The 18521-nt window shown below is 43.1% G+C and carries 17 protein-coding genes and 1 pseudogene; 5 read left to right on the top strand and 13 right to left on the bottom strand.

The window, feature by feature from the left end; all coding sequences use genetic code 11:
• Nucleotides 1-23 precede the first annotated feature (23 nt).
• The 3 genes from BFN00_RS09155 to BFN00_RS09145 form a co-directional block, all read right to left on the bottom strand.
• Nucleotides 24-533: a hypothetical protein gene (locus BFN00_RS09155; RefSeq protein ID WP_004646660.1), complete on the bottom strand. Its 510-nt coding sequence runs from the start codon at nucleotides 531-533 to the stop codon at nucleotides 24-26.
• A 63-nt stretch (nucleotides 534-596) separates the two neighbouring features.
• The gene (locus BFN00_RS09150; protein ID WP_004279976.1) at nucleotides 597-1376 is read right to left on the bottom strand and encodes a TIGR03915 family putative DNA repair protein; all 780 of its coding nucleotides are present in this window, start codon (nucleotides 1374-1376) and stop codon (nucleotides 597-599) included.
• Complete coding sequence (locus BFN00_RS09145) at nucleotides 1376-2635, bottom strand: putative DNA modification/repair radical SAM protein (protein WP_005104366.1); 1260 nt, start codon at nucleotides 2633-2635, stop codon at nucleotides 1376-1378. Before BFN00_RS09145 ends, BFN00_RS09150 begins: the two co-directional genes overlap by 1 nt.
• A 207-nt stretch (nucleotides 2636-2842) precedes the next feature.
• Here BFN00_RS09145 and BFN00_RS09140 point away from each other — a divergent pair, with 207 nt between their 5' ends.
• A complete protein-coding gene (locus BFN00_RS09140) occupies nucleotides 2843-3886 on the top strand; it encodes an NAD(P)H-dependent flavin oxidoreductase (RefSeq protein ID WP_071851208.1) in 1044 nt (347 codons plus the stop codon).
• A 55-nt stretch (nucleotides 3887-3941) separates the two neighbouring features.
• Here BFN00_RS09140 and BFN00_RS09135 read toward each other — a convergent pair whose 3' ends face one another.
• Together BFN00_RS09135 and dusB are read right to left on the bottom strand one after the other, a co-directional pair.
• Complete coding sequence (locus tag BFN00_RS09135; RefSeq protein WP_004279982.1) at nucleotides 3942-4619, bottom strand: hypothetical protein; 678 nt, start codon at nucleotides 4617-4619, stop codon at nucleotides 3942-3944.
• 271 nt (nucleotides 4620-4890) lie between these two features.
• Nucleotides 4891-5916, bottom strand: coding sequence for a tRNA dihydrouridine synthase DusB (gene dusB, locus BFN00_RS09130; protein ID WP_071851206.1), 1026 nt, complete (start codon nucleotides 5914-5916; stop codon nucleotides 4891-4893).
• An 80-nt stretch (nucleotides 5917-5996) separates the two neighbouring features.
• On the opposite strand from dusB, the gene BFN00_RS09125 reads away from it, so the two are divergent.
• The gene (locus BFN00_RS09125; protein WP_071851204.1) at nucleotides 5997-7205 is read left to right on the top strand and encodes a DUF1615 family protein; all 1209 of its coding nucleotides are present in this window, start codon (nucleotides 5997-5999) and stop codon (nucleotides 7203-7205) included.
• The gene (locus tag BFN00_RS09120; RefSeq protein WP_071851202.1) at nucleotides 7172-7825 is read left to right on the top strand and encodes an HAD-IB family hydrolase; all 654 of its coding nucleotides are present in this window, start codon (nucleotides 7172-7174) and stop codon (nucleotides 7823-7825) included. Before BFN00_RS09125 ends, BFN00_RS09120 begins: the two co-directional genes overlap by 34 nt.
• Before the next feature lie 193 nt (nucleotides 7826-8018).
• Here the strand turns inward: BFN00_RS09120 and BFN00_RS09115 are convergent, their stop codons facing one another.
• Both BFN00_RS09115 and BFN00_RS09110 read right to left on the bottom strand, forming a co-directional pair.
• Nucleotides 8019-9113 carry a fatty acid desaturase family protein gene (locus BFN00_RS09115; RefSeq protein WP_004646650.1) on the bottom strand — a complete coding sequence of 365 codons (1095 nt, stop codon included), beginning with the start codon at nucleotides 9111-9113 and terminating at the stop codon, nucleotides 8019-8021.
• Nucleotides 9114-9127: 14 nt separating this feature from the next.
• Nucleotides 9128-10192, bottom strand: coding sequence for a flavin reductase family protein (locus tag BFN00_RS09110; protein WP_026055790.1), 1065 nt, complete (start codon nucleotides 10190-10192; stop codon nucleotides 9128-9130).
• A 152-nt stretch (nucleotides 10193-10344) separates the two neighbouring features.
• Between BFN00_RS09110 and fabR the strand changes: the two genes are divergently transcribed.
• The gene (fabR, locus tag BFN00_RS09105; RefSeq protein WP_004646648.1) at nucleotides 10345-11025 is read left to right on the top strand and encodes an HTH-type transcriptional repressor FabR; all 681 of its coding nucleotides are present in this window, start codon (nucleotides 10345-10347) and stop codon (nucleotides 11023-11025) included.
• 61 nt (nucleotides 11026-11086) lie between these two features.
• Here fabR and BFN00_RS09100 read toward each other — a convergent pair whose 3' ends face one another.
• The 6 genes from BFN00_RS09100 to BFN00_RS09075 form a co-directional block, all read right to left on the bottom strand.
• Nucleotides 11087-11887 (bottom strand): alpha/beta fold hydrolase, encoded by an 801-nt coding sequence (locus tag BFN00_RS09100; protein ID WP_071851200.1) that lies wholly within the window; start codon nucleotides 11885-11887, stop codon nucleotides 11087-11089.
• Nucleotides 11888-12023: 136 nt separating this feature from the next.
• The gene (locus tag BFN00_RS09095) at nucleotides 12024-12290 is read right to left on the bottom strand and encodes a PAAR domain-containing protein (protein ID WP_071851198.1); all 267 of its coding nucleotides are present in this window, start codon (nucleotides 12288-12290) and stop codon (nucleotides 12024-12026) included.
• 145 nt (nucleotides 12291-12435) lie between these two features.
• Complete coding sequence (gene rapA / locus BFN00_RS09090) at nucleotides 12436-15273, bottom strand: RNA polymerase-associated protein RapA (protein ID WP_071851196.1); 2838 nt, start codon at nucleotides 15271-15273, stop codon at nucleotides 12436-12438.
• A 143-nt stretch (nucleotides 15274-15416) separates the two neighbouring features.
• Nucleotides 15417-16061 (bottom strand): RluA family pseudouridine synthase, encoded by a 645-nt coding sequence (locus tag BFN00_RS09085; RefSeq protein WP_004646642.1) that lies wholly within the window; start codon nucleotides 16059-16061, stop codon nucleotides 15417-15419.
• A 133-nt stretch (nucleotides 16062-16194) separates the two neighbouring features.
• On the bottom strand, nucleotides 16195-16902 hold the full coding sequence (locus BFN00_RS09080) for a phosphopantetheine-binding protein (RefSeq protein WP_004646641.1): 708 nt from the start codon (nucleotides 16900-16902) through the stop codon (nucleotides 16195-16197).
• A 132-nt stretch (nucleotides 16903-17034) separates the two neighbouring features.
• Nucleotides 17035-17337, bottom strand: coding sequence for a hypothetical protein (locus BFN00_RS09075; protein ID WP_004280001.1), 303 nt, complete (start codon nucleotides 17335-17337; stop codon nucleotides 17035-17037).
• 161 nt (nucleotides 17338-17498) lie between these two features.
• Here BFN00_RS09075 and BFN00_RS09070 point away from each other — a divergent pair.
• A pseudogene (locus BFN00_RS09070) lies at nucleotides 17499-18521 on the top strand (ISNCY family transposase); the annotation flags it as partial.

Here is an 18521-nt window from a genome sequence, read left to right as displayed (position 1 = left end):
GGGCTTTTTTCTGGCTTTAGGATTTACAGCGCAGCTTTTAAATTACAGCCATAACCCATGGTCTGCTGAACCTGACGATAAGTCGTATAACGATCCAGAATAAAGGTATAAAAATGATCAGCATCAGAGAAATTAGCTTTTAAATTTTCATTCTTTGCATTGGGCAATTTAATGTCATCGACCAGTTCCAGATTGTAATGTCCCAAACGGAACATATCGGCAAAATAACTATTCATCATATCGCAATAGGCGATTTTACTAGGTTTTAATGCGGTACTGCTAACGAGATGCTGGTTCAAGCTTTGCAGATTATTGACATCTAAAGGAAACTGGTGTGCGAAAGCAATGCTTTCGACTTTCTTAAATTTCTGAAAGTCTTGGGCTAACTGGACATTGAGTGCATCAAAACGTTGCTGCAGTTCCTGTGCGGTCTGAACCTGATATTTGGCTGGATCTACGACCGGTTTTTGTGGTTGTTCCGAACATGCAGTTAATCCAGTGAGCAGCGCTAATGACGTTAGCCATACCTTCATGTTTATACACTCAATTTAAATATACCAATGCTTATTATGCCTGAAAGCAGCTTGATGTACTGTTTAAAGTAATTTCTCATTCATATAACGCCAGTAGCGCTTTGGCACATATTGAATATGCAATTTCATGTTCTTGCGCGCCTGAATATTCACACTGTTAAAATAGTCTTTCCAGAGCTGATCATATAGCAGCTCTTGATCATCCAGTTCAATACTGAATGATTGACTATGACCAATCCGGATTTGTGGATCGATTATTTCAGCGTTCATCTCGACCTGATGCATCTGCCTTAAATCATAATAAATACCGTAATTACGCTGCTCGTCATAAATCAGCCAGCTTTGATCCTGATAACGCTCCTGAAAATGTCGGGAAATAATCGGCAAGACATTAAAATCCGGTCTGACCAGACTCAGAAACAAACCATCTTTGGCTTTTTTAAAGCGTACAAAAGCCTCCATACGATGCTTTTCCCGCCCCACTTGCTTGGCCCATTGCGACATGCCGATCACCGCAGTATGACCATAATCTTTATCGACTGGACGCTGGTTTTGAAAGACATAGACTGCAAAATCAAAAAGAGTCTGGAACGCTGCTTCCTGCTCTGACAAAAACGTATAGTAAAAAGCACGCAAACTGCTGGAAGATACTTTCTGCTTTAATCCCTGCCACACCCGCTGCCCATGCTGATCATTAGAGGCCACATGGATAAATTCATCAAATAAACCTGTTTGTGCTTGAGGATTGGCCGTCACTATCACGTTAAATTCTTTAAACTCGAAAGCACGAAATACACAACTGAGCAGACCAGTCATGCTGCCATCAAAACAGTAACTTGCCACTAGAAACCCAATCCTAATTGAGGTGAAAGTTGCTGCTGATATTTGGATTGTCCTGACATCAAAATTTGCTGGCGAATCTGATGGGACTGCTGATCTTTCTTAAATTTCGGTGTATCTGCACAGCGGATAAAATGCTGCGCCCGGTTATAAGCCACGCCCATGCGTTTTAGCTGGTCAATATGAATCTGTCCAAAACGGCGGGCCTGTACAATTTTCTGGGCAGAACGTACACCTATACCGGGTACCCGTAGAATCATTTTATAGTCGGCACGGTTAATATCGACTGGAAAGGCTTCAGGATGACGCAAGGCCCAACTGAGTTTGGGATCAATATCCAGCTCCAGATTCGGATGCTGCTCATCGACAATTTCATCAGCAGCAAAGCCATAAAAACGCATCAGCCAGTCGGATTGATACAGACGATTTTCTCTTAATAAGGGCGGTGCTGAACCGATGGCGGGTAAGGCTTTATCTTCAGGATTAATCGGGATATAACCAGAGAAATACACCCTTTTCAGCTTGAATTCCTTGTAATGCCGATCAGCCATCAAAATAATATCCTGATCGGTTTCACTATGCGCGCCCACCACCATCTGTGTAGTTTGTCCGGCAGGTACAAACTTGGGGACTGACTTGATCAGCTTGCGTTCATCTTTGAGCTGGATCAACCGATCACGCACAATGCCCAAGTCTTTTTGTACTTCGGCATGGGTTTTCTCAGGCGCAAATTTTTGCAGTCCCGCTTCCGTTGGCATTTCCAGATTAATACTCATACGGTCGACATACAGTCCGGCTTCGGTAATGATCTCCTGTGATGCACCCGGAATGGTTTTCAGATGGATATAGCCATTAAAGTTTTCTTCGAGTCTAAGTTTTTTGACCACCTGTAGCATCCGCTCCATGGTGTGATCGGCCGATTTAAAAATCCCCGAACTGAGAAACAGCCCCTCAATATAATTACGTCGATAAAAATTCATGGTCAGATCGACGACTTCCTGCACGGTAAATGCTGCACGCTGGACATCATTGGAACGGCGCGAAACACAATAGGAACAGTCAAAAATACAGACATTAGAGAACAGAATTTTCAGCAAGGAAACACAGCGGCCATCTTCGGTATAACTATGACAGATGCCATTCCCAGTATTGCCCACACCCTTGTCTTTATTTTTACGGTTGCTACCACTAGATGAACAAGACACATCATACTTGGCAGCATCGGCTAAAATTTGCAGTTTTTCACGGATACGATCAGACATGAGCTCAGAGAATATGTGACCAAAAAGCTATTATAAAGTGTTCAATTCTAGGCTAATAAAAGTTCTATCTTCTTGACGACATAGCGTGTCGCAAGAAATGTAAATAACACGTAACCCATGCTGCAGTATTTCAAAATAAAATAACCAATATGATTTGCTTAATTTTGTGCTCAAAGGCAAAGTAAAAGCATAACAAGGAGCAAATCTATGTCTTTATTAGAAAATCTCGGAATTAAACATCCTATTTTCTTGGCACCGATGGCAGGTGTCTCTACGCCCGAGCTTGCTGCCGAAGTGTCCAATCAGGGCGGCTTGGGTTCACTGGGTCTGGGGGCCAGCAGTATCGAGGCTGCACGAGAACAGATTTTAAAGACCCAGGAACTGACAGATTGCCCTTTTCAGGTTAATTTTTTCTGTCATGACACTGTTCCTGTAGATGAGGCTGTAGCGCAGGCATGGATTGCACAGTTTAAAGATAAATTTGCCGAATATGGCGCTCAGGCACCAGATCATTTGGAGTGTATTTATCCGAGTTTTAAAGACAATGATGACTTTCTGAATCTGGTATTAGAAATCAAACCGCGAGCAGTCAGCTTTCATTTTGGGATTCCACATCCGCATCAGATTCAAGCCCTAAAACAAGCAGGGATTCTGACCATGGTATCTGCCACCAATTATGCCGAAGCTAAAGCCATTGATGCAGCCGGAATTGATATCATTATTGCGCAGGGTATTGAGGCTGGTGGCCATCGCGGGATTTTCTCGACCAAGTTTGATGCTTCAGTCAAAACCTCCAATCTGGTGAAGCTGATCAAACAGCATTCTTCCTTGCCGATTGTAGCGGCAGGCGGGATTATGACGGGTGAGCAAGCGCGTCAAATGATGGATTTCGGTGCAGATGCCGTGCAACTTGGGACTGCATTTGTGCAGTGTAAATCTTCTAATGCCAATGATGCCTATCGTAAAGCCTTATTTTCCAAGCCACTCACTCAGGTGAGTGCCAGTATTTCCGGTCGTCCTGCACGTGGCATTATTAACCACTGGCATATTGAGGTGGATACACCCGATCGGCTGGATGTTCCCGCTTATCCATATACTTATGATCTGGCCAAGCAATTACATGCTGCTGCTGCCAAACATGGGGATCAAGGTTATGGTGCGTTCTGGGCAGGTTCGAACGTGGCACAGATTCGTGAAATGGAAGCTTCCGATCTGATTAACCAGCTCATACTGGAAATGAAGCATCTTTAATACTTGAATCATAAAAAAACCTCTCCACATGGAGAGGTTTTTAATTTATCTAGAATTAGCGTGTGACACGATGCCAGGCATCTTTAACTGCAAATTTCGCTTCTTCCCAGTTGAGGCGGGACTCACCTTTTAACTGTTCCCACTTGGTACGCAGTTCAGGTTCGGCACGGTCAAAATCCGTATCATGCTCATACATCGGACGATTTTCATAACCGACCCGGTAAGCACCGCGATAATCACGATCATAATCTAGATCGCCATATGTGCTACGCGTTTCATTGAAATACGGGCGATTATGATACTCATCTCTCCAGTAATTATCTTCTGCACTCAAATGATCTGGATGTCGATAATTATCTGCCTCAGGCAAGTTCTCTGGATGCTGGTAATTATCTGTCTGCTTCCCATGATCGGGCGTTGCAATGTCATTACCTGCAATACCGCCAACCACTCCACCGATAATACCACCCACCACTGCACCTGGAGGACCACCTACCAGACCTGCAACTGCGCCTACCGCAGCTCCGCCCAAAGTACCGGCACTGGTGGCAGCCAGATTATCTTCACCTTCATTCATGTCTGGAACACGAGGATTATCTTTCACGGGTGTATTCAAATCTGGACGTGCATTAGTATCAGTCGGATTGATATTCAGGCCTTCACTGCGTTCTTGTGGCAATTCCGTTGACGTTTTATGGCTAAACTCTGTGACTGGACGATTGGTATTTGTCATTACAGATCTCCCTCAATGATGACGATAAACAAGATGGATCACATCTGGTTTATATCTGGATAGGTTCATCTTTATATCTGGATAGGTTCATCATAGAGGAAGCTTGAGTAAGCAATGTCCAAGTCCTGTCCAGTTTAAGTGAACAAACTGTGCTGCTATGTATTAGACAGGCTGAAGTGTAAACAAAATGCAAAAATCAGCCTGCTCAAGATAAAAAAGGTAGGGATTTCATGCAAAAAATATTACATGATTCGCTGAATTTTGCCCGTCATTACTTGGTTTCCAGTAAATTCACCTGCTCGACCTGTACATCAGTCATGGTTAAACCATGTTCTAGCAGTGCATTAAAATAATCTTCTACCACACGATACTGGTCAGCGGTATTTTGTACCTGATACATGCTTTGACGAAACTCGTTACTGGAACGCAGTCCTTTGGTGTACCAGGCAATATGTTTACGGGAAATTCGGCAGCCGGAATACTCGCCGTAAAATTCGTATAATTCTGTCAAATGTCCCAGCAGTACATCTTTAACTTCTGTAATACTTGGTGCGTCAAGATGTTGACCAGTTTTTAAATAATGGGCAATTTCACGAAAAATCCAGGGGCGACCTTGTGCTGCACGACCAATCATAATTGCGTCTGCACCGGTATAATCCAGCACGTATTTGGCTTTTTCCGGACTGTCGATATCACCGTTGGCAATCACAGGAATCTTCAACATTTCCTTTACGTCTTTGATTAAAGAATAACGCGCGGTATTCAGGTACATATCTTCACGGGTACGGCCATGTAAAGCTAGCGCTGCAATTCCGGCTTGTTCAGCACGTTTAGCGACACGCATAATATTTTCCTGACCGTTCAAATAACCAAGACGGGTTTTTAAGGTCACTGGCACATCAACTGCAGCCACAACTGCATCCAGAATACGCGCAACTAGATCTTCATCCTGCAATAAAGCAGAACCGGCGAGTCGGTTACAGACCTTTTTGGCTGGGCAGCCCATATTAATATCAACAATTTGCGCACCATTGGCCACTTGATAACGTGCCGCTTCAGCCAGATCATGGGGATCTGAACCAGCAATCTGCGCTGAAATCGGTGCCAGCTCTCCATCAAAATTGGCACGATATAAGCTCTTTTTACTCACGCGCAAAGTTTTGTCAGATGTCATCATTTCACTGACCGCATGGCCTGCACCAAAGTATTTGCACAAGGTTCTAAACGGACGATCGGTCACACCTGCCATGGGAGCGACAATCAAATTGTTTGACAGTTGATATGGACCAATATACATATAAATTCATCACTTTTTTGATGGGCATAGTATACTGCATCTGCCTTATTCGCTCATCTTTTCAATTAATTTACGACACCATGAATAAAACTTTCGCTTCTTGTTTTTCTTTTAAGTCATTGTCTGTACTTGTACTTTCTCTGGGTCTTGCCGGTTGTGGCAATGGTTCATGGTGGTCAAAAGATGATGAACCGACACTTGAAGTTGAACATATTCGCAAAGCTATTCCAAACCGTGTCAACCAACGTGAGTCTTGGGCACAAGATATTTATGACATTACCGAACAGCTCGGCATTCCTCAGACCAAGAAAAATGTTTGTACGATTGTGGCAGTGGTTGATCAGGAATCTAACTTTGTTGCAGATCCTACTGTTCCGGGTTTGGGTGAAAAGGCGGTTAAGGAAGTCCAAGGTCGCCTTGATGAAAAATTCAAAGATAAGCTTGGTCAAGCAATTGGTGGCACAGTTGCAGGATATTTCCAGGAAGTTCTCAAGAACCATCCGAGTCCTGAAGACAACTACTTAAGCCAGATGCACCGGGTCAAAACCGAACGTGAACTCGACGAATTATATCGTGAAATATTTGATTATATGTCAAAGCATTATCATGTTAGCGCCCTGACTGGTGCTGCCAAACTGGTCGGCCAGAATATTGGCGAGAAAATGAATCCAATTACCACCTTGGGTTCAATGCAGGTACATATCAGCTATGCGAAAGAACATAAACGCCAAGGCGGCAATATCGCAGAGTTACGTACCGATCTCTACAGTCAATATGGCGGTCTGTATTATGGGATTCATCGCCTGATGATGTATCCGGCGGATTATGACAAGCCGATTTACCGTTTTGCAGATTATAACTCGGGCATGTATTCCAGTCGAAATGCTGCTTTTCAGAGCATGCTGAATGATTTGACTGAGGCCGAACTCGATTTGGATGGCGATTTATTACTCTACACCAAAGATGGCGCAATCCGTTCGCAGAAGAGTCAATCTGAGCGTGAGTTAATCAGTGTTTTTGCCAAAAATAATTTTATTATTACTGAACGTCAGATCCGGGCTGATTTAAAGAAAGAAAAAGATAAAGACTTTGAAGATACGATGACTTATCGTGGTGTCAGCAAGCTTTATCAGGAAAAAACGGGTAAAGATCCTATCTATGCCATTATGCCTGAAGTGGTCATTTCCGGACCAAAATTAAGTCGTGATTATAATACTAACTGGTTTGCTACCCGCGTCGATGGTCGATATCAAACATGCATGCGCAAAATCAAAAATCTAAAACTCTAGCCTTATTTGATTTTGATGGAACCCTGTATCTACATGATAGCTTTACCGGGTTCATTTTCCATGCCTTAAGAAAACGGCATATTGTGAAACGCGGCATGCAAATTTTGCCATGGATACAGGCCTATTATTTAAATTTCTATCCGGCACACCGCATGCGACCCAAATTGTATGCCAGCATGTTTAAAAACAGTGATGCAGAGGAAATTCTGCAATTAGCTCAGGATTATGCACAACAACTAATATTCAAGTTGAATCCGAAATTATTAGAACAACTTAAACAGCATCAACAATTAGGACATGAAATCGTGCTGGTATCAGCCTCATTGGATTTGTATCTTAAACCGGTGTGCAGTTATTTAAATATCGATTTAATCTGTAGCGAAGTTGAAATCAAAGCTGGGAAATTGACAGGGTTTTATCAAACTCCTGACTGTAGTAACACACAAAAGAAAATTAGAATTCTAGAAAAATATAATCTGGATAATTATGCTGAAATTTATGCTTATGGGAATAGCAAGGAAGATATAGAAATGCTCAGTCTGGCGCAGCAAAGCTATTTTGAGGGTCAAGATCAACAGCTTCCAAAAATTAATATTTCAGCTCATTCGATGCCATATTAGTCCTTTCCATTCTATCGGGTTAACCTACTAAACACCTTTAGACAACGCTATAAATGGCAGATTAACTTTTTTACTTTATGCCTTGAAATCATCTTAAATAGCTTCGTAATCAGGATTTTTACTTCCTGAAGTATTCGCCTCCTAGCTAAAAAAACCACTTCATTTGAAGTAGTTTTTTTAGCTTTAAGAAAAATTATTTCTTAAACGGAAATGCATATTTCACAATACGTTTGATCACACTACCATACTGTTTTACCAAGCTGGCATTGTTATAGTTCAAACCATATTTTTCACAAACAGCCTGAACTTTCGGTGCCATTTGACGATAGCGACGTGCAGGCACATCAGGATACAAATGATGTTCAATCTGATGACTTAAATGACCCGTCAAGATATGAAACGCTTCAGAACCGGTCAGGTTAGATGAACCACGGATCTGACGCATATACCAGTGACCACGACTTTCATTTTGAAGTACCGATTTTGGGAACACTTCGACATCTTTGGTAAAGTGACCACAAAAAATAATACTAAAGGTCCAGATATTACGCAGACCATTGGCCACCATATTACCGGTCAAAACCGGTAAAGCCGCAGGACCTGCTATCAATGGAAAGAATACATAATCCTTAAACAACTGTTTACCAATTTTGCTCTGCATTGGACGCCATTCTTCTTTGGTCTGCTCTTTGCTTTTGCGACCTTTGAAGTATTTACCCAATTCAAGATTCTGAATCGCAACACCCCACTGGAACAATAAACAGAATGGCACTGCATAAATCGGTTGCAATAAATAACCCGGTTTCCAGCGCTGTTCCGGGAACAAGCGTAATAGACCATAACCGATATCATCATCCATACCCTTAATATTGGTATAAGTATGATGCTTAAAGTTATGGGTTTGACGCCAGTTGTCTGAAGTCCCTACAATATCCCATTCATAAGTCTGACCATTGAGTTTAGGATCATTCATCCAGTCATATTGACCATGCATGACGTTATGACCCAACTCCATGTTTTCCATGATTTTGGCAAAGCCTAATAGACCTGTGCCTAGCAACCATGCTGGCGGGAACCAGCCTGCAAACAATAAGGCGCGACCGGCAATCGATGAGTAACGAATGGTTGAATAGACACGACGGATATATTTCGCATCTTTTTCACCTAGATCATCTAGCACTTCTTGCTTAATCGCATCGAGCTCACGTGCAAGTTCATCAAGTTCAAACTGGGTTAATTCACGGTTTTTAGGATTTTTAAAATACTGTAATTTTACTGGCATATTCATAAGATAAAACTCGCTTATAAGTCGATGACAAGGTCAGTCTGCGCTGAGTTAATACAAATTTTGAGCAGGTTGCCGGGTTCGGTATTTTGTGCACCGTTGACCAAATTCTTGGTCGAACCTTCTACTTTATTGCAGGCACATTTATTACAAATGCCCATACGGCAACCATGGGTCGGTTTAATATTTTGCTGTTCCAGGCTCACTAGAATGGATTGGCCTTTTGGAATGCTGACAATTTTTTTCGACTGGGTCAGGGTGACATTAATAAAGCCGGTATCCGATAGATCCGCCAAACTCATGCTAAAGGCTTCACCTTTAAACTGTTTTGCCTGAGCAAAAAGCTGTTCTGCTTTAGATACAAAACCTGAAGGACCACAGCAATATACGATGCTATTTTCCAGATTTTGCAGATCTGTCAGATAGGTTTCATCCAGACGTGCAGCAGCTGGCTGTTCTTGAGTGGCATACACATGAAATGAGAAATTTGCATGTTTCTGAGCAAGCTCTTCAAACCGTGCTTTAAATGCGGCATCCTGATCTTTTTTAACCCAGTACCAGAGAGTGACCGGTGCAGATAGTTCACCTTTTTTGCTCAAGCTTTCCAGCATACTGAGCATTGGGGTAATACCACTCCCTGCTGCAAGCAAGATCAATGGACTCGTCTGCACAGGCAAGGTCATATCACCATAAGGCTGACCAAATTCGATCACATCACCTACTTGTGCCTGTTCTGCCAACCAGGTACTGACTTTACCGGCATTGACTTTTTTTACGGTCAATAAAACATGTTGCGCATCTACACGGGTCAAACTATAGCTACGTTCATAACGGATGCCGTTTACCACCACATAGACCGGATGATGCTGCCCTGCTTCACCAAACTTAAATAAGCGATTCACTTGAATTTTCAGACTCAGCATATCCTGTGCTGCATTTTCTATATGCACGATCTTGCCTAATGGCTGATTCAACGACCATACAGGATTGAGTTTCTGAATCCAGAAATTAATTGCATGCTGATCAACTACACTATCAGACAGTGCATTCAATGGCATTTTAAGTTTTTGCAGTACATGCATCGTTTGTGACATCACCTTGGGTTTTTAATTATTATACACATGTATATATATTTGTATATACAACCGTATTGTTTCTAATCATTTCACAAGCTTAACTGGCTCGGTTATAATAAAATGATTCATGCATGAACCTATCGATGAACGAGCCTTCAATGAAAATAAGCAGTGACGCATCTTTATTACAATCGAAAAGCATTGATGAGCCGATTATCGTACGGAGTGTCGGTCGCAAGGCCACCATTACCAAGGAAGAACTGTTTCAGGCTGCGTTGAATCTGATTGGGCCACAAAAAAGTATTTCCTCTTTAAGTCTACGTGAAGTCGCGCGTGAAGCTGGTATTGCACCGAACAGCTTCTATCGTCATTTTAAAGATATTGATGAACTGGCCATTGAGCTGATTGATCGTGCCGGGATTGTATTGCGTCAGATTTTGCATGAAGCACGTCTGCAAGCTTCTCGCCAGAACAGCATTATCCGCAGTTCTGTAGAAGTCTTTATTGCCCAGCTGGATGCCGATGAAGGCAATCTGAGCCTGTTATTACGTGAAGGCTATACCGGTTCCAAATCTTATAAACAGGCGGTGGAACGCCAATTAAATTATTTTCAGCAGGAACTTCAGGAAGATTTAATTCGTCTGGAACGCCTAAACAATAAGAAGTTATTTCATCCCGATATTGCAGCCAAAGCCATTACCCAACTGGTCTTCAACATGGGTGCTAATGTGATTGATATGCCTGCCGAAGACCGCAAAGAAATTGCCGAACAGACCATGATCATGATCCGGATGATCCTTGAAGGTGCACGTCATCTGGAAGATTCTCAGCTGCGCTAATTTTCCGATTTGCATGAACTAGTATAAAAAGAGACGTAATCAAAGTCTCTTTTTATGATGATTACAAAAGTGCGAGTTGAGCTTTGACTGCCTTTGCAGTGGCTTCCGGATACTCAAGCGGGAACATATGCCCGCCCTCGACCACAGAATAATTAATCCGATAAATCTTGTGCATCCCTTGTGGCAAACCCTGCTGATAAAACTGGCTTTGCTCTGCAGTCATCAGATGCATCGGCACTTCAGGCGGTCGGCGTGGTGTTCTCCACCACCAGGCTGGCACAGTCCGGAAGATTTCCGCTTCTATCTGTTTTGGAATAGTTAACGTCACCCCACCACGTTCAGGTTCTGGCTGAATGCTGCTCTCGATATAATCAGCAAAACACTGCTCATCGAAATTTTTAAATAAGCGGTTAAACCGGAGTGCTTCAATTGCGACCTGTTTCGATGGCCAATAATCTTTGCGTTTTAGCGTAATTCCTGCGGGTGTATAACGATCGACACTTTTTAGATTCAGCTTTTTGATCAGTTCAAACATGGCACTGTTTTTTCCAATCACAAATGGTGGATCCATAATGATCAGCTTGGAAAACAGTTCGGGACGTCGATACGCCGCCATAAGGGTCACCAGACCACCAAAGGAATGCCCTAAACCAATCACCTGTTGCTGAGGAAACTGCTGCTCAATATCTGCAATGACTTCATCGACCAGATAACGCCAGTCTCGCGTAATTGGATATTGCGGATTCATGCCGATAAAGGGAATCGCTTTGACTTCATAGTCTTGCTGAAAACAATGCAAAAACTTTTGATAAGTTGCCGCAGGGATACCATTAGCATGAGTAAAATGTAGGGCTTGTTTCATTATTTTTTAAACGCAGCGCGTATTCATCCTGAAATCATCGAATGAGCTTACTGATCTATTCCTTGATTCGGCAGTGCAAAAATGCTCAAAACATGACCTCAAAGTCATTTCTCTGTACTTCTTCAGAATTTAAAGTCTATTTCTGCGATACCGTCAAATGCTGCATGGCTAGAAAAGTCGCGCCGCAACTGGTCTTATCCCCTGCGATAAGCATTGCCCGTCCTTTGACAGTAATAGATAAATCGCTGGAGATTGCGGTGACCATGGTCTGGCATTTGGGACAATAATGCTTCATGCCATTTAAATGTACGGCGATGCCATTCATAATCAAAGACGGCTCACCTTCCACCACAATACCACCGTGAGTGGTTTTGGCACCGAGACCAATAAAGGCTTTGGACATGTTTATTATTTCTGGTTATTAGTTAGACTGATTTTAAACACAAGAAAAATGACAGGCCAGTATTCCCTGACCAAAACAACATAAAAGCCGGATTTCGGCCATAAAAAAAGCAGCCCGAAAGCTGCATTTTTTAATTGCTTAAAACTTAAGGCTTGACGACTACCATCACCTGGATTGCTTCCGGGGTCACAGATAAACCATCTAGTAGGCTGAGACCTTCTTTCTGCAACTTCTGTAAACGTGAAATTTCATCTTCACGGATACTTGGATTAAACTGTTTCAGATAGGTCAGACGGTCAATTTCATATTGCCATTTATTACCATACACTTCTTTGGCTTGCTGCTTGAAGTTTGGCAATGCACTGCGTGCCAATTCAAGTGCTTGCTGATAACGTGCCTCAATCACATCACGACGTGCTTTCACTACTTGGCGGCAGCTGTTGCCATCTAAATGATGCAGATACGGTTTTAAAATTTCAGGCGCAATTTTTTGTGAAAGATCCTGACCTTTCTCGCTTAATAACACACGAACCAATTGTTGCGGCAGGCTTGATGGCAAGTTCAATGCTTTCGGTGCAACCACATCGACCTTGAACCAGACTTCCAGCAATACCGAACCTTGTGGCAGTGCCGCAGATTTTAATACCGCAACGTTGGTGCTACCAAAGCCTTGAGTATTGATCATTTCCATCACACTTTCAGTGAATGGATGTTCCAGGGTCAGGTATTGCGCATCTTCGCGGATTTGTGCCTGATCACGATAGAAAGTGGCAGTGATGCCTTCTTCATCCAGTGTCAAACCTTGAATCTGCATTTGATCTGTCGGCTTGATGATCACGGTACCGTTACTTTGCTCGTCAAAGTCGATATTCGTGGACGCCATAAAGCGTTTCATGAAGATCGGCAAAGTAGTATTGTCATCATAGTCTTCAAGCGCGTTGACAATTTCCTGTGCCACCACCGGACGGCAAGAGTTGTACTCTAGCAAACGGTCACGACCTTCCTGCAATTCAGCTTCCAAAGCTTCACGTTGTACGCTGACTTCTTCCAGCAGGTCTTCAAACGCTTGACCTTTGTCTGCCAATAGACAGTCTTTCAAGCGAACAATAAAGTTTTCTTGCAAGGTTTGTGCAGTTGGGGAAATATTGCCGAAAATATTCAAGGCTTCGTTATACCAGCGGAACATACGTTCTTGCGCAGTTCCCACCAGATACGGCACATGAATCTGAATCCGGTTTTCCTGACCGATACGATCTAAACGGCCAATACGCTGCTCTAAAACGTCCGGGTTGGCAGGAAGATCGAACAGAATTAAATCAGATGCAAACTGGAAGTTACGCCCTTCTGAACCAATTTCCGAACAAAGTAAAATCTGCGCGCCATACGAATCTTCAGCAAAATAAGCGGCAGCCTGATCACGCTCTAACAAGCTCATGCCTTCATGGAACATCGCGGTACGAATACCGGCATGTAAGCGCAGTACATTTTCCAGCGCTTCAACCACTGGCCCGCTACGCGCAATCAGTAAGACTTTTTTGTGTTTTAAATCGGTACGCAAACGCTCCATCAGCCACATCACGCGTGGATCGGCTTCCATCCATGCGCCATCGAGCTGCGCCTCTTCAGGCCACATCTGTTCACGCAACTTGCCATCTTTCGACCAGTTTTCTGGTGCTGGCAATGGTGCCGGCTGACAGTCACGACCCGGGAAACCTTGAATGGCTTCACGTGTATTACGGAACAGGATACGACCTGTACCATGACGGTCTAAAAGTTCGTGAATGGCACGGAAACGCTGTTCAGGCTGATCTTCAATCGGATGACCTAACAAGGCTTCAATCGCAGTTAAATGCTCGGCTTCTAGCGGCATGTCTGACATCAGCACTTCTGCAATTTTAGCTGTATGCTGATACTGTGCTTCTTCGTCGAGGAAACGATCCAGCGAGTTAAAACGCTGTGGATCAAGCAAACGTAGGCGTGCAAAGTGACTTTCCACACCGAGCTGTTCAGGTGTTGCCGTCAATAACAACACGCCCGGCGTATGTTCAGCCAGCTCTTCGACCAGATCATAACGGTCATTACCACCATCTTCTTCACTCCACATCAAATGATGCGCTTCATCGACCACCAACAAATCGAAACCTGCTTCAAGTGCCTGTTCACGCAGATCTTCATGGTCGACCATCAAATCGACAGAGGCAATAATTTTTTGTTCGGTCAGGAATGGGTTCTGTTCAGGATCATGTTCTTTGATCGATGCCGTACGAGTCAAATCAAACAGCGAGAACTCAAGATTGAAACGACGGCGCATCTCGATCATCCACTGATATTGCAGTGAATCCGGCACTAAAATCAGGATACGTTCAGAACGGCCAGTTTTCAGCTGTTGATGGATGATCAGACCCGCTTCAATAGTTTTACCCAGACCCACTTCATCGGCCAGTAATACACGCGGTGCAAAACGCTGACCAACTTCATGCGCAATATAAAGCTGATGCGGAATCAGACCGACACGTGAACCCACCAGACCACGCAGTGGACTGCTTTGCATATTGGCCTGCATCAGCAGTGCTTCAATACGCAGGTCATACCATTCTTTATAATCAACCTGACTGGCCAATAAACGGTCTAGAGGCTTAGACAGCTGGATGGTCGCACCAATACGGGTTTCATTCAGCGATTTACGTTCTTCAGTTCCATCTTCCAAGGTACGAACGACATGATAACGCACCACGCCATTGCGGTCTTCAACGGATTCTACAATCCACTTGGTCCCTTCCTGATCCTGTAATTCATCTTTCACATTAAATACGATACGAGATAAGGGTGCATTGCTGCGTGCATAGACGCGGGTTTCATCGCTTTTCGGGAATAAAATGCTGACCGACCGCTCATCAACATCAATAAGAACGCCTAAACCGAGTTCTGTTTCAGTATCTGATAACCAACGTTGACCAATAGCAAATTGCTGCAATTTTTCCACCTTTATCTTAAGTACAAGATTATGAATATTAGGCTCAATCACGAAACGTCATTGGAGCAAAATTCCACACCTTCAAGCAATGTATTTTGACATAAAGCCCACTAAAAAGTGAGCATAATTCACGCCGATTAAAGAAGTATTTCCTAGAACGGCGCCGGACAATAAAATTCGACCAACTGCTCTGTTTGAGGATGATAAAAACTCAAACGTTCCGCGTGTAAACATAAACGCGAGCTGAGCTGTTGCTGTTCGGATGTCGCATATAAGGTATCGCCAATAATCGGATGTCCGAGATATTGCATATGCACCCGTAGCTGATGTGAACGGCCGGTAATTGGGGTCAGTTTCACCCGAGTCACGGGCTGTCCCTGAATATTAAAATGTTCGATCGCCTGCCAATGCGTGATGGCCGGCTTATTATGTGCGGGATCTGCGATATGTAAGGGGGGACGGCTTGGATCATACACCACTGGCACTTCAATAGTGCCTTCACCTTCGAGTGTACCGGCAACCATAGCCTGATAGGTTTTATCAGTCTGGCGTTCCTGAAACTGGCGGGAAATGGTTTTTTGTCCCCATTTGCTCAGACCAAAGGCCAAAATACCGGATGTATCGCGATCCAGTCGATGAATCAGTAAAGTTTTGGGTTCTAATTTGACCAGACGGTTGATCAGGCAATCTTGTAAGTCTTCTGTTTTACCGGGAACTGTGAGTAAACCTGCAGGTTTGTGGATGACCATGAAATCGTCATCACGATGTATCAGATGTTCGGTTAGAAAATTACTCAAAGTTCAATCCCAGGCTGATCGTGAAAAACAAGGCGGCAATGATAGAAAGCTTAGCCAATAATTACAATGCGCATTTATGTAAATGACGATGAAATTTCCGATTTAGCGCATAAAATTGCTCAATCGCAGCGCATCAACCTGAGGATTTTAAAATGAAGCTTGCCAATTCGTGCAAAGACGGATGTTTTAGCACATCTTCATAACGGATATTGGCACCATGTGCACGCCATATACCGACTAGACTCACCACCGCTACCGAATCCAGACCATAATTTTTTAAGTCGACATAGGGATCAATTTCCAAAGCATCCATATCCAGCTGTTCTGCGACAGCCAACATAATGCCTTTGGCCGACAATACATATTCGGAAGATGCGCTTAAATCCCATAAGCGGGTCAGGCTATAGGTATTTAAGTGATGTATCCCCTGTGCTGAAATGTTTTCGATCCATTGAATATGCTGATCTTGATTCGCCAATAAAATCACATCATCGACCACACCGATTTGATCCGTCACACTCATCAGATGCGGCAAAATCTGTTTCAGCATCGGTGTAACCTGCCCGGCAAAAATCAGTTGCGGATGCATTGAGGCATATTCTCCCAATTGCTGCATGCCTTGCATCAGGTCATCACCATATAAGTCAACAATCGGAATATCGAGTGCTTTGGCTTTATTGCTGATCTGGATCAGATGACTCATTAGGTCGCTTTCTTGTATGCCTACCATCATCCTTAAATTTTGTAATCCCACTAAAACCAAAACAGATTCATTTGATGCAAGCTGCCATTTGGCTTGGGATGGAGCAAGTTGGATTTTTTTAGGGATGGGGTACAGCATGGGAGGCTCTTATAAATACAAAATAGCATGATGATTCATGCTATTTTAGTTTAGCATCGATTTGAAAAACACTTTGATTTCACAGAGGTTTATTGTTCTAATTTCGTATCATCGCCATTATGTTAAATGGCTTTAATTTTGCTTAGCCCTATATTCATTAAATGCTAGAAGCATTCCCTCTTTTTGTTCTGCGGAGGCATCTGGAAATGAATAAAATCTTTCATAATCTTTTCTAAATTGGCTGCTTTCAATTCTTTTAGCTAAGTCATCAATAAAACCTTTTCCTTGAGTCTGATATTGCTGAATCGTTTGTTTATCTAGGCAGATAGTTTTCGCCCAAGAAACTGCACTCATATTTATACAAACATTGAGGTATATATTTTCGCTATCCTCATATAGTTCCCAAAAATAAGGCTCTATTTCTATAAGTTGCATTTCACTAGTATTTCCAAACTTTTAATTATTTCTAAAATTAACATAATACACGTTATACGAAATTCTCTTGTTAGAACCCATTTAAAGTGTCTATATTCTCACCAATAAAAATGTCTGGTTTATGATGGTTTTTATCACCATGGACTGGATATAAAATATAGATGCTGATCACTATGTCTGATAAAGAAATTCAACGTCTTGCAGTTCTGCAAGACGTTAGAGATCATCGTATTACCCAGGTCCGTGCTGCTGAAATCCTGAATCTTTCCACCCGTCAAATTACCCGGTTATTGCAGAAGCTCAATCAAGATGGTGTCTCAGGTATGGCACATGCTAGTCGTGGTCAACCGGGTCATCGTCGCCATGACGTCCTGTTAAAATCAGAATGTCTTTCCATTATTTCTGAACATTTACTTGGCTTTGGTCCTACATTGGCTCATGAGAAGCTCAGCAGCATGTTTGGCCTGCATATCCCGGTAGAAACGGTTCGTCGCTGGATGACTGCAAATGACCTCTGGATTCCTCGATCCAAGCGCCTGAAACGTCCATATCAGCCTAGATATAACCGTGATTGCTTCGGTGAGCTGATCCAGATCGATGGCTCATATCATGACTGGTTTGAAGGTCGAGCTTCCAAATGCTGCTTGCTGGTTTATATCGATGACGCCACTGGAAAGCTGTTGCATCTGCGCTTTTGTGAGGCTGAAACGACCTTTGATTATATGCTTTCAACCCGAGCCTACATTGAGCAATACGGCAAGCCTTTAGCGTTTTATAGCGATAAACACTCGGTATTCTGAGTGAATCAGAAATCGAGCCAAGATAGCCAGATCACGCAATTTGGCCGGATTCTCAACGAATTAAACATTGATATTATCTTTGCCAACTCACCACAGGCCAAAGGTCGTGTAGAACGTGCTAACAGGACACTCCAGGATCGCCTGATCAAGGAAATGCGCCTAGAAGGTATCTGTTCAATTGCCGAGGCAAATGCCTGGCTGCCCTGCTTTATTGAGCATTTCAATCAGAAGTTTGCCAAGTGTGCGCGAAACTCAAAGAATTTACATCGGCCATTAACCGAATCTCATCTTGAACTGGATGATATTTTTACCTGGCAGGAACCGCGTAAGGCTGTCTCTTATACACATCTCCGAGCCCACGAGACCGATCAGTATCTCGTATGC

The sequence above is a fragment of the Acinetobacter sp. AR2-3 genome (assembly GCF_001878775.1).
Taxonomy (GTDB): domain Bacteria; phylum Pseudomonadota; class Gammaproteobacteria; order Pseudomonadales; family Moraxellaceae; genus Acinetobacter; species Acinetobacter lwoffii_D.
Note: the sequence above shows the minus strand (reverse complement) of the source record. Positions and strands in the feature narration are given on the sequence as shown.

Excerpts from the sequence above, each read along its gene's own strand:
- BFN00_RS09155 (WP_004646660.1), bottom strand. The coding sequence starts at position 533 with ATGAAGGTATGGCTAACGTCATTAGCGCTGCTCACTGGATTAACTGCA.
- BFN00_RS09145 (WP_005104366.1), bottom strand. The coding sequence starts at position 2,635 with ATGTCTGATCGTATCCGTGAAAAACTGCAAATTTTAGCCGATGCTGCC.
- BFN00_RS09140 (WP_071851208.1), top strand. The coding sequence starts at position 2,843 with ATGTCTTTATTAGAAAATCTCGGAATTAAACATCCTATTTTCTTGGCA.
- BFN00_RS09135 (WP_004279982.1), bottom strand. The coding sequence starts at position 4,619 with ATGACAAATACCAATCGTCCAGTCACAGAGTTTAGCCATAAAACGTCA.
- dusB (WP_071851206.1), bottom strand. The coding sequence starts at position 5,916 with ATGTATATTGGTCCATATCAACTGTCAAACAATTTGATTGTCGCTCCC.
- BFN00_RS09125 (WP_071851204.1), top strand. The coding sequence starts at position 5,997 with ATGAATAAAACTTTCGCTTCTTGTTTTTCTTTTAAGTCATTGTCTGTA.
- BFN00_RS09120 (WP_071851202.1), top strand. The coding sequence starts at position 7,172 with ATGCATGCGCAAAATCAAAAATCTAAAACTCTAGCCTTATTTGATTTT.
- BFN00_RS09115 (WP_004646650.1), bottom strand. The coding sequence starts at position 9,113 with ATGAATATGCCAGTAAAATTACAGTATTTTAAAAATCCTAAAAACCGT.
- BFN00_RS09110 (WP_026055790.1), bottom strand. The coding sequence starts at position 10,192 with ATGCATGTACTGCAAAAACTTAAAATGCCATTGAATGCACTGTCTGAT.
- fabR (WP_004646648.1), top strand. The coding sequence starts at position 10,345 with ATGAAAATAAGCAGTGACGCATCTTTATTACAATCGAAAAGCATTGAT.
- BFN00_RS09100 (WP_071851200.1), bottom strand. The coding sequence starts at position 11,887 with ATGAAACAAGCCCTACATTTTACTCATGCTAATGGTATCCCTGCGGCA.
- BFN00_RS09095 (WP_071851198.1), bottom strand. The coding sequence starts at position 12,290 with ATGTCCAAAGCCTTTATTGGTCTCGGTGCCAAAACCACTCACGGTGGT.
- BFN00_RS09080 (WP_004646641.1), bottom strand. The coding sequence starts at position 16,902 with ATGCTGTACCCCATCCCTAAAAAAATCCAACTTGCTCCATCCCAAGCC.
- BFN00_RS09075 (WP_004280001.1), bottom strand. The coding sequence starts at position 17,337 with ATGCAACTTATAGAAATAGAGCCTTATTTTTGGGAACTATATGAGGAT.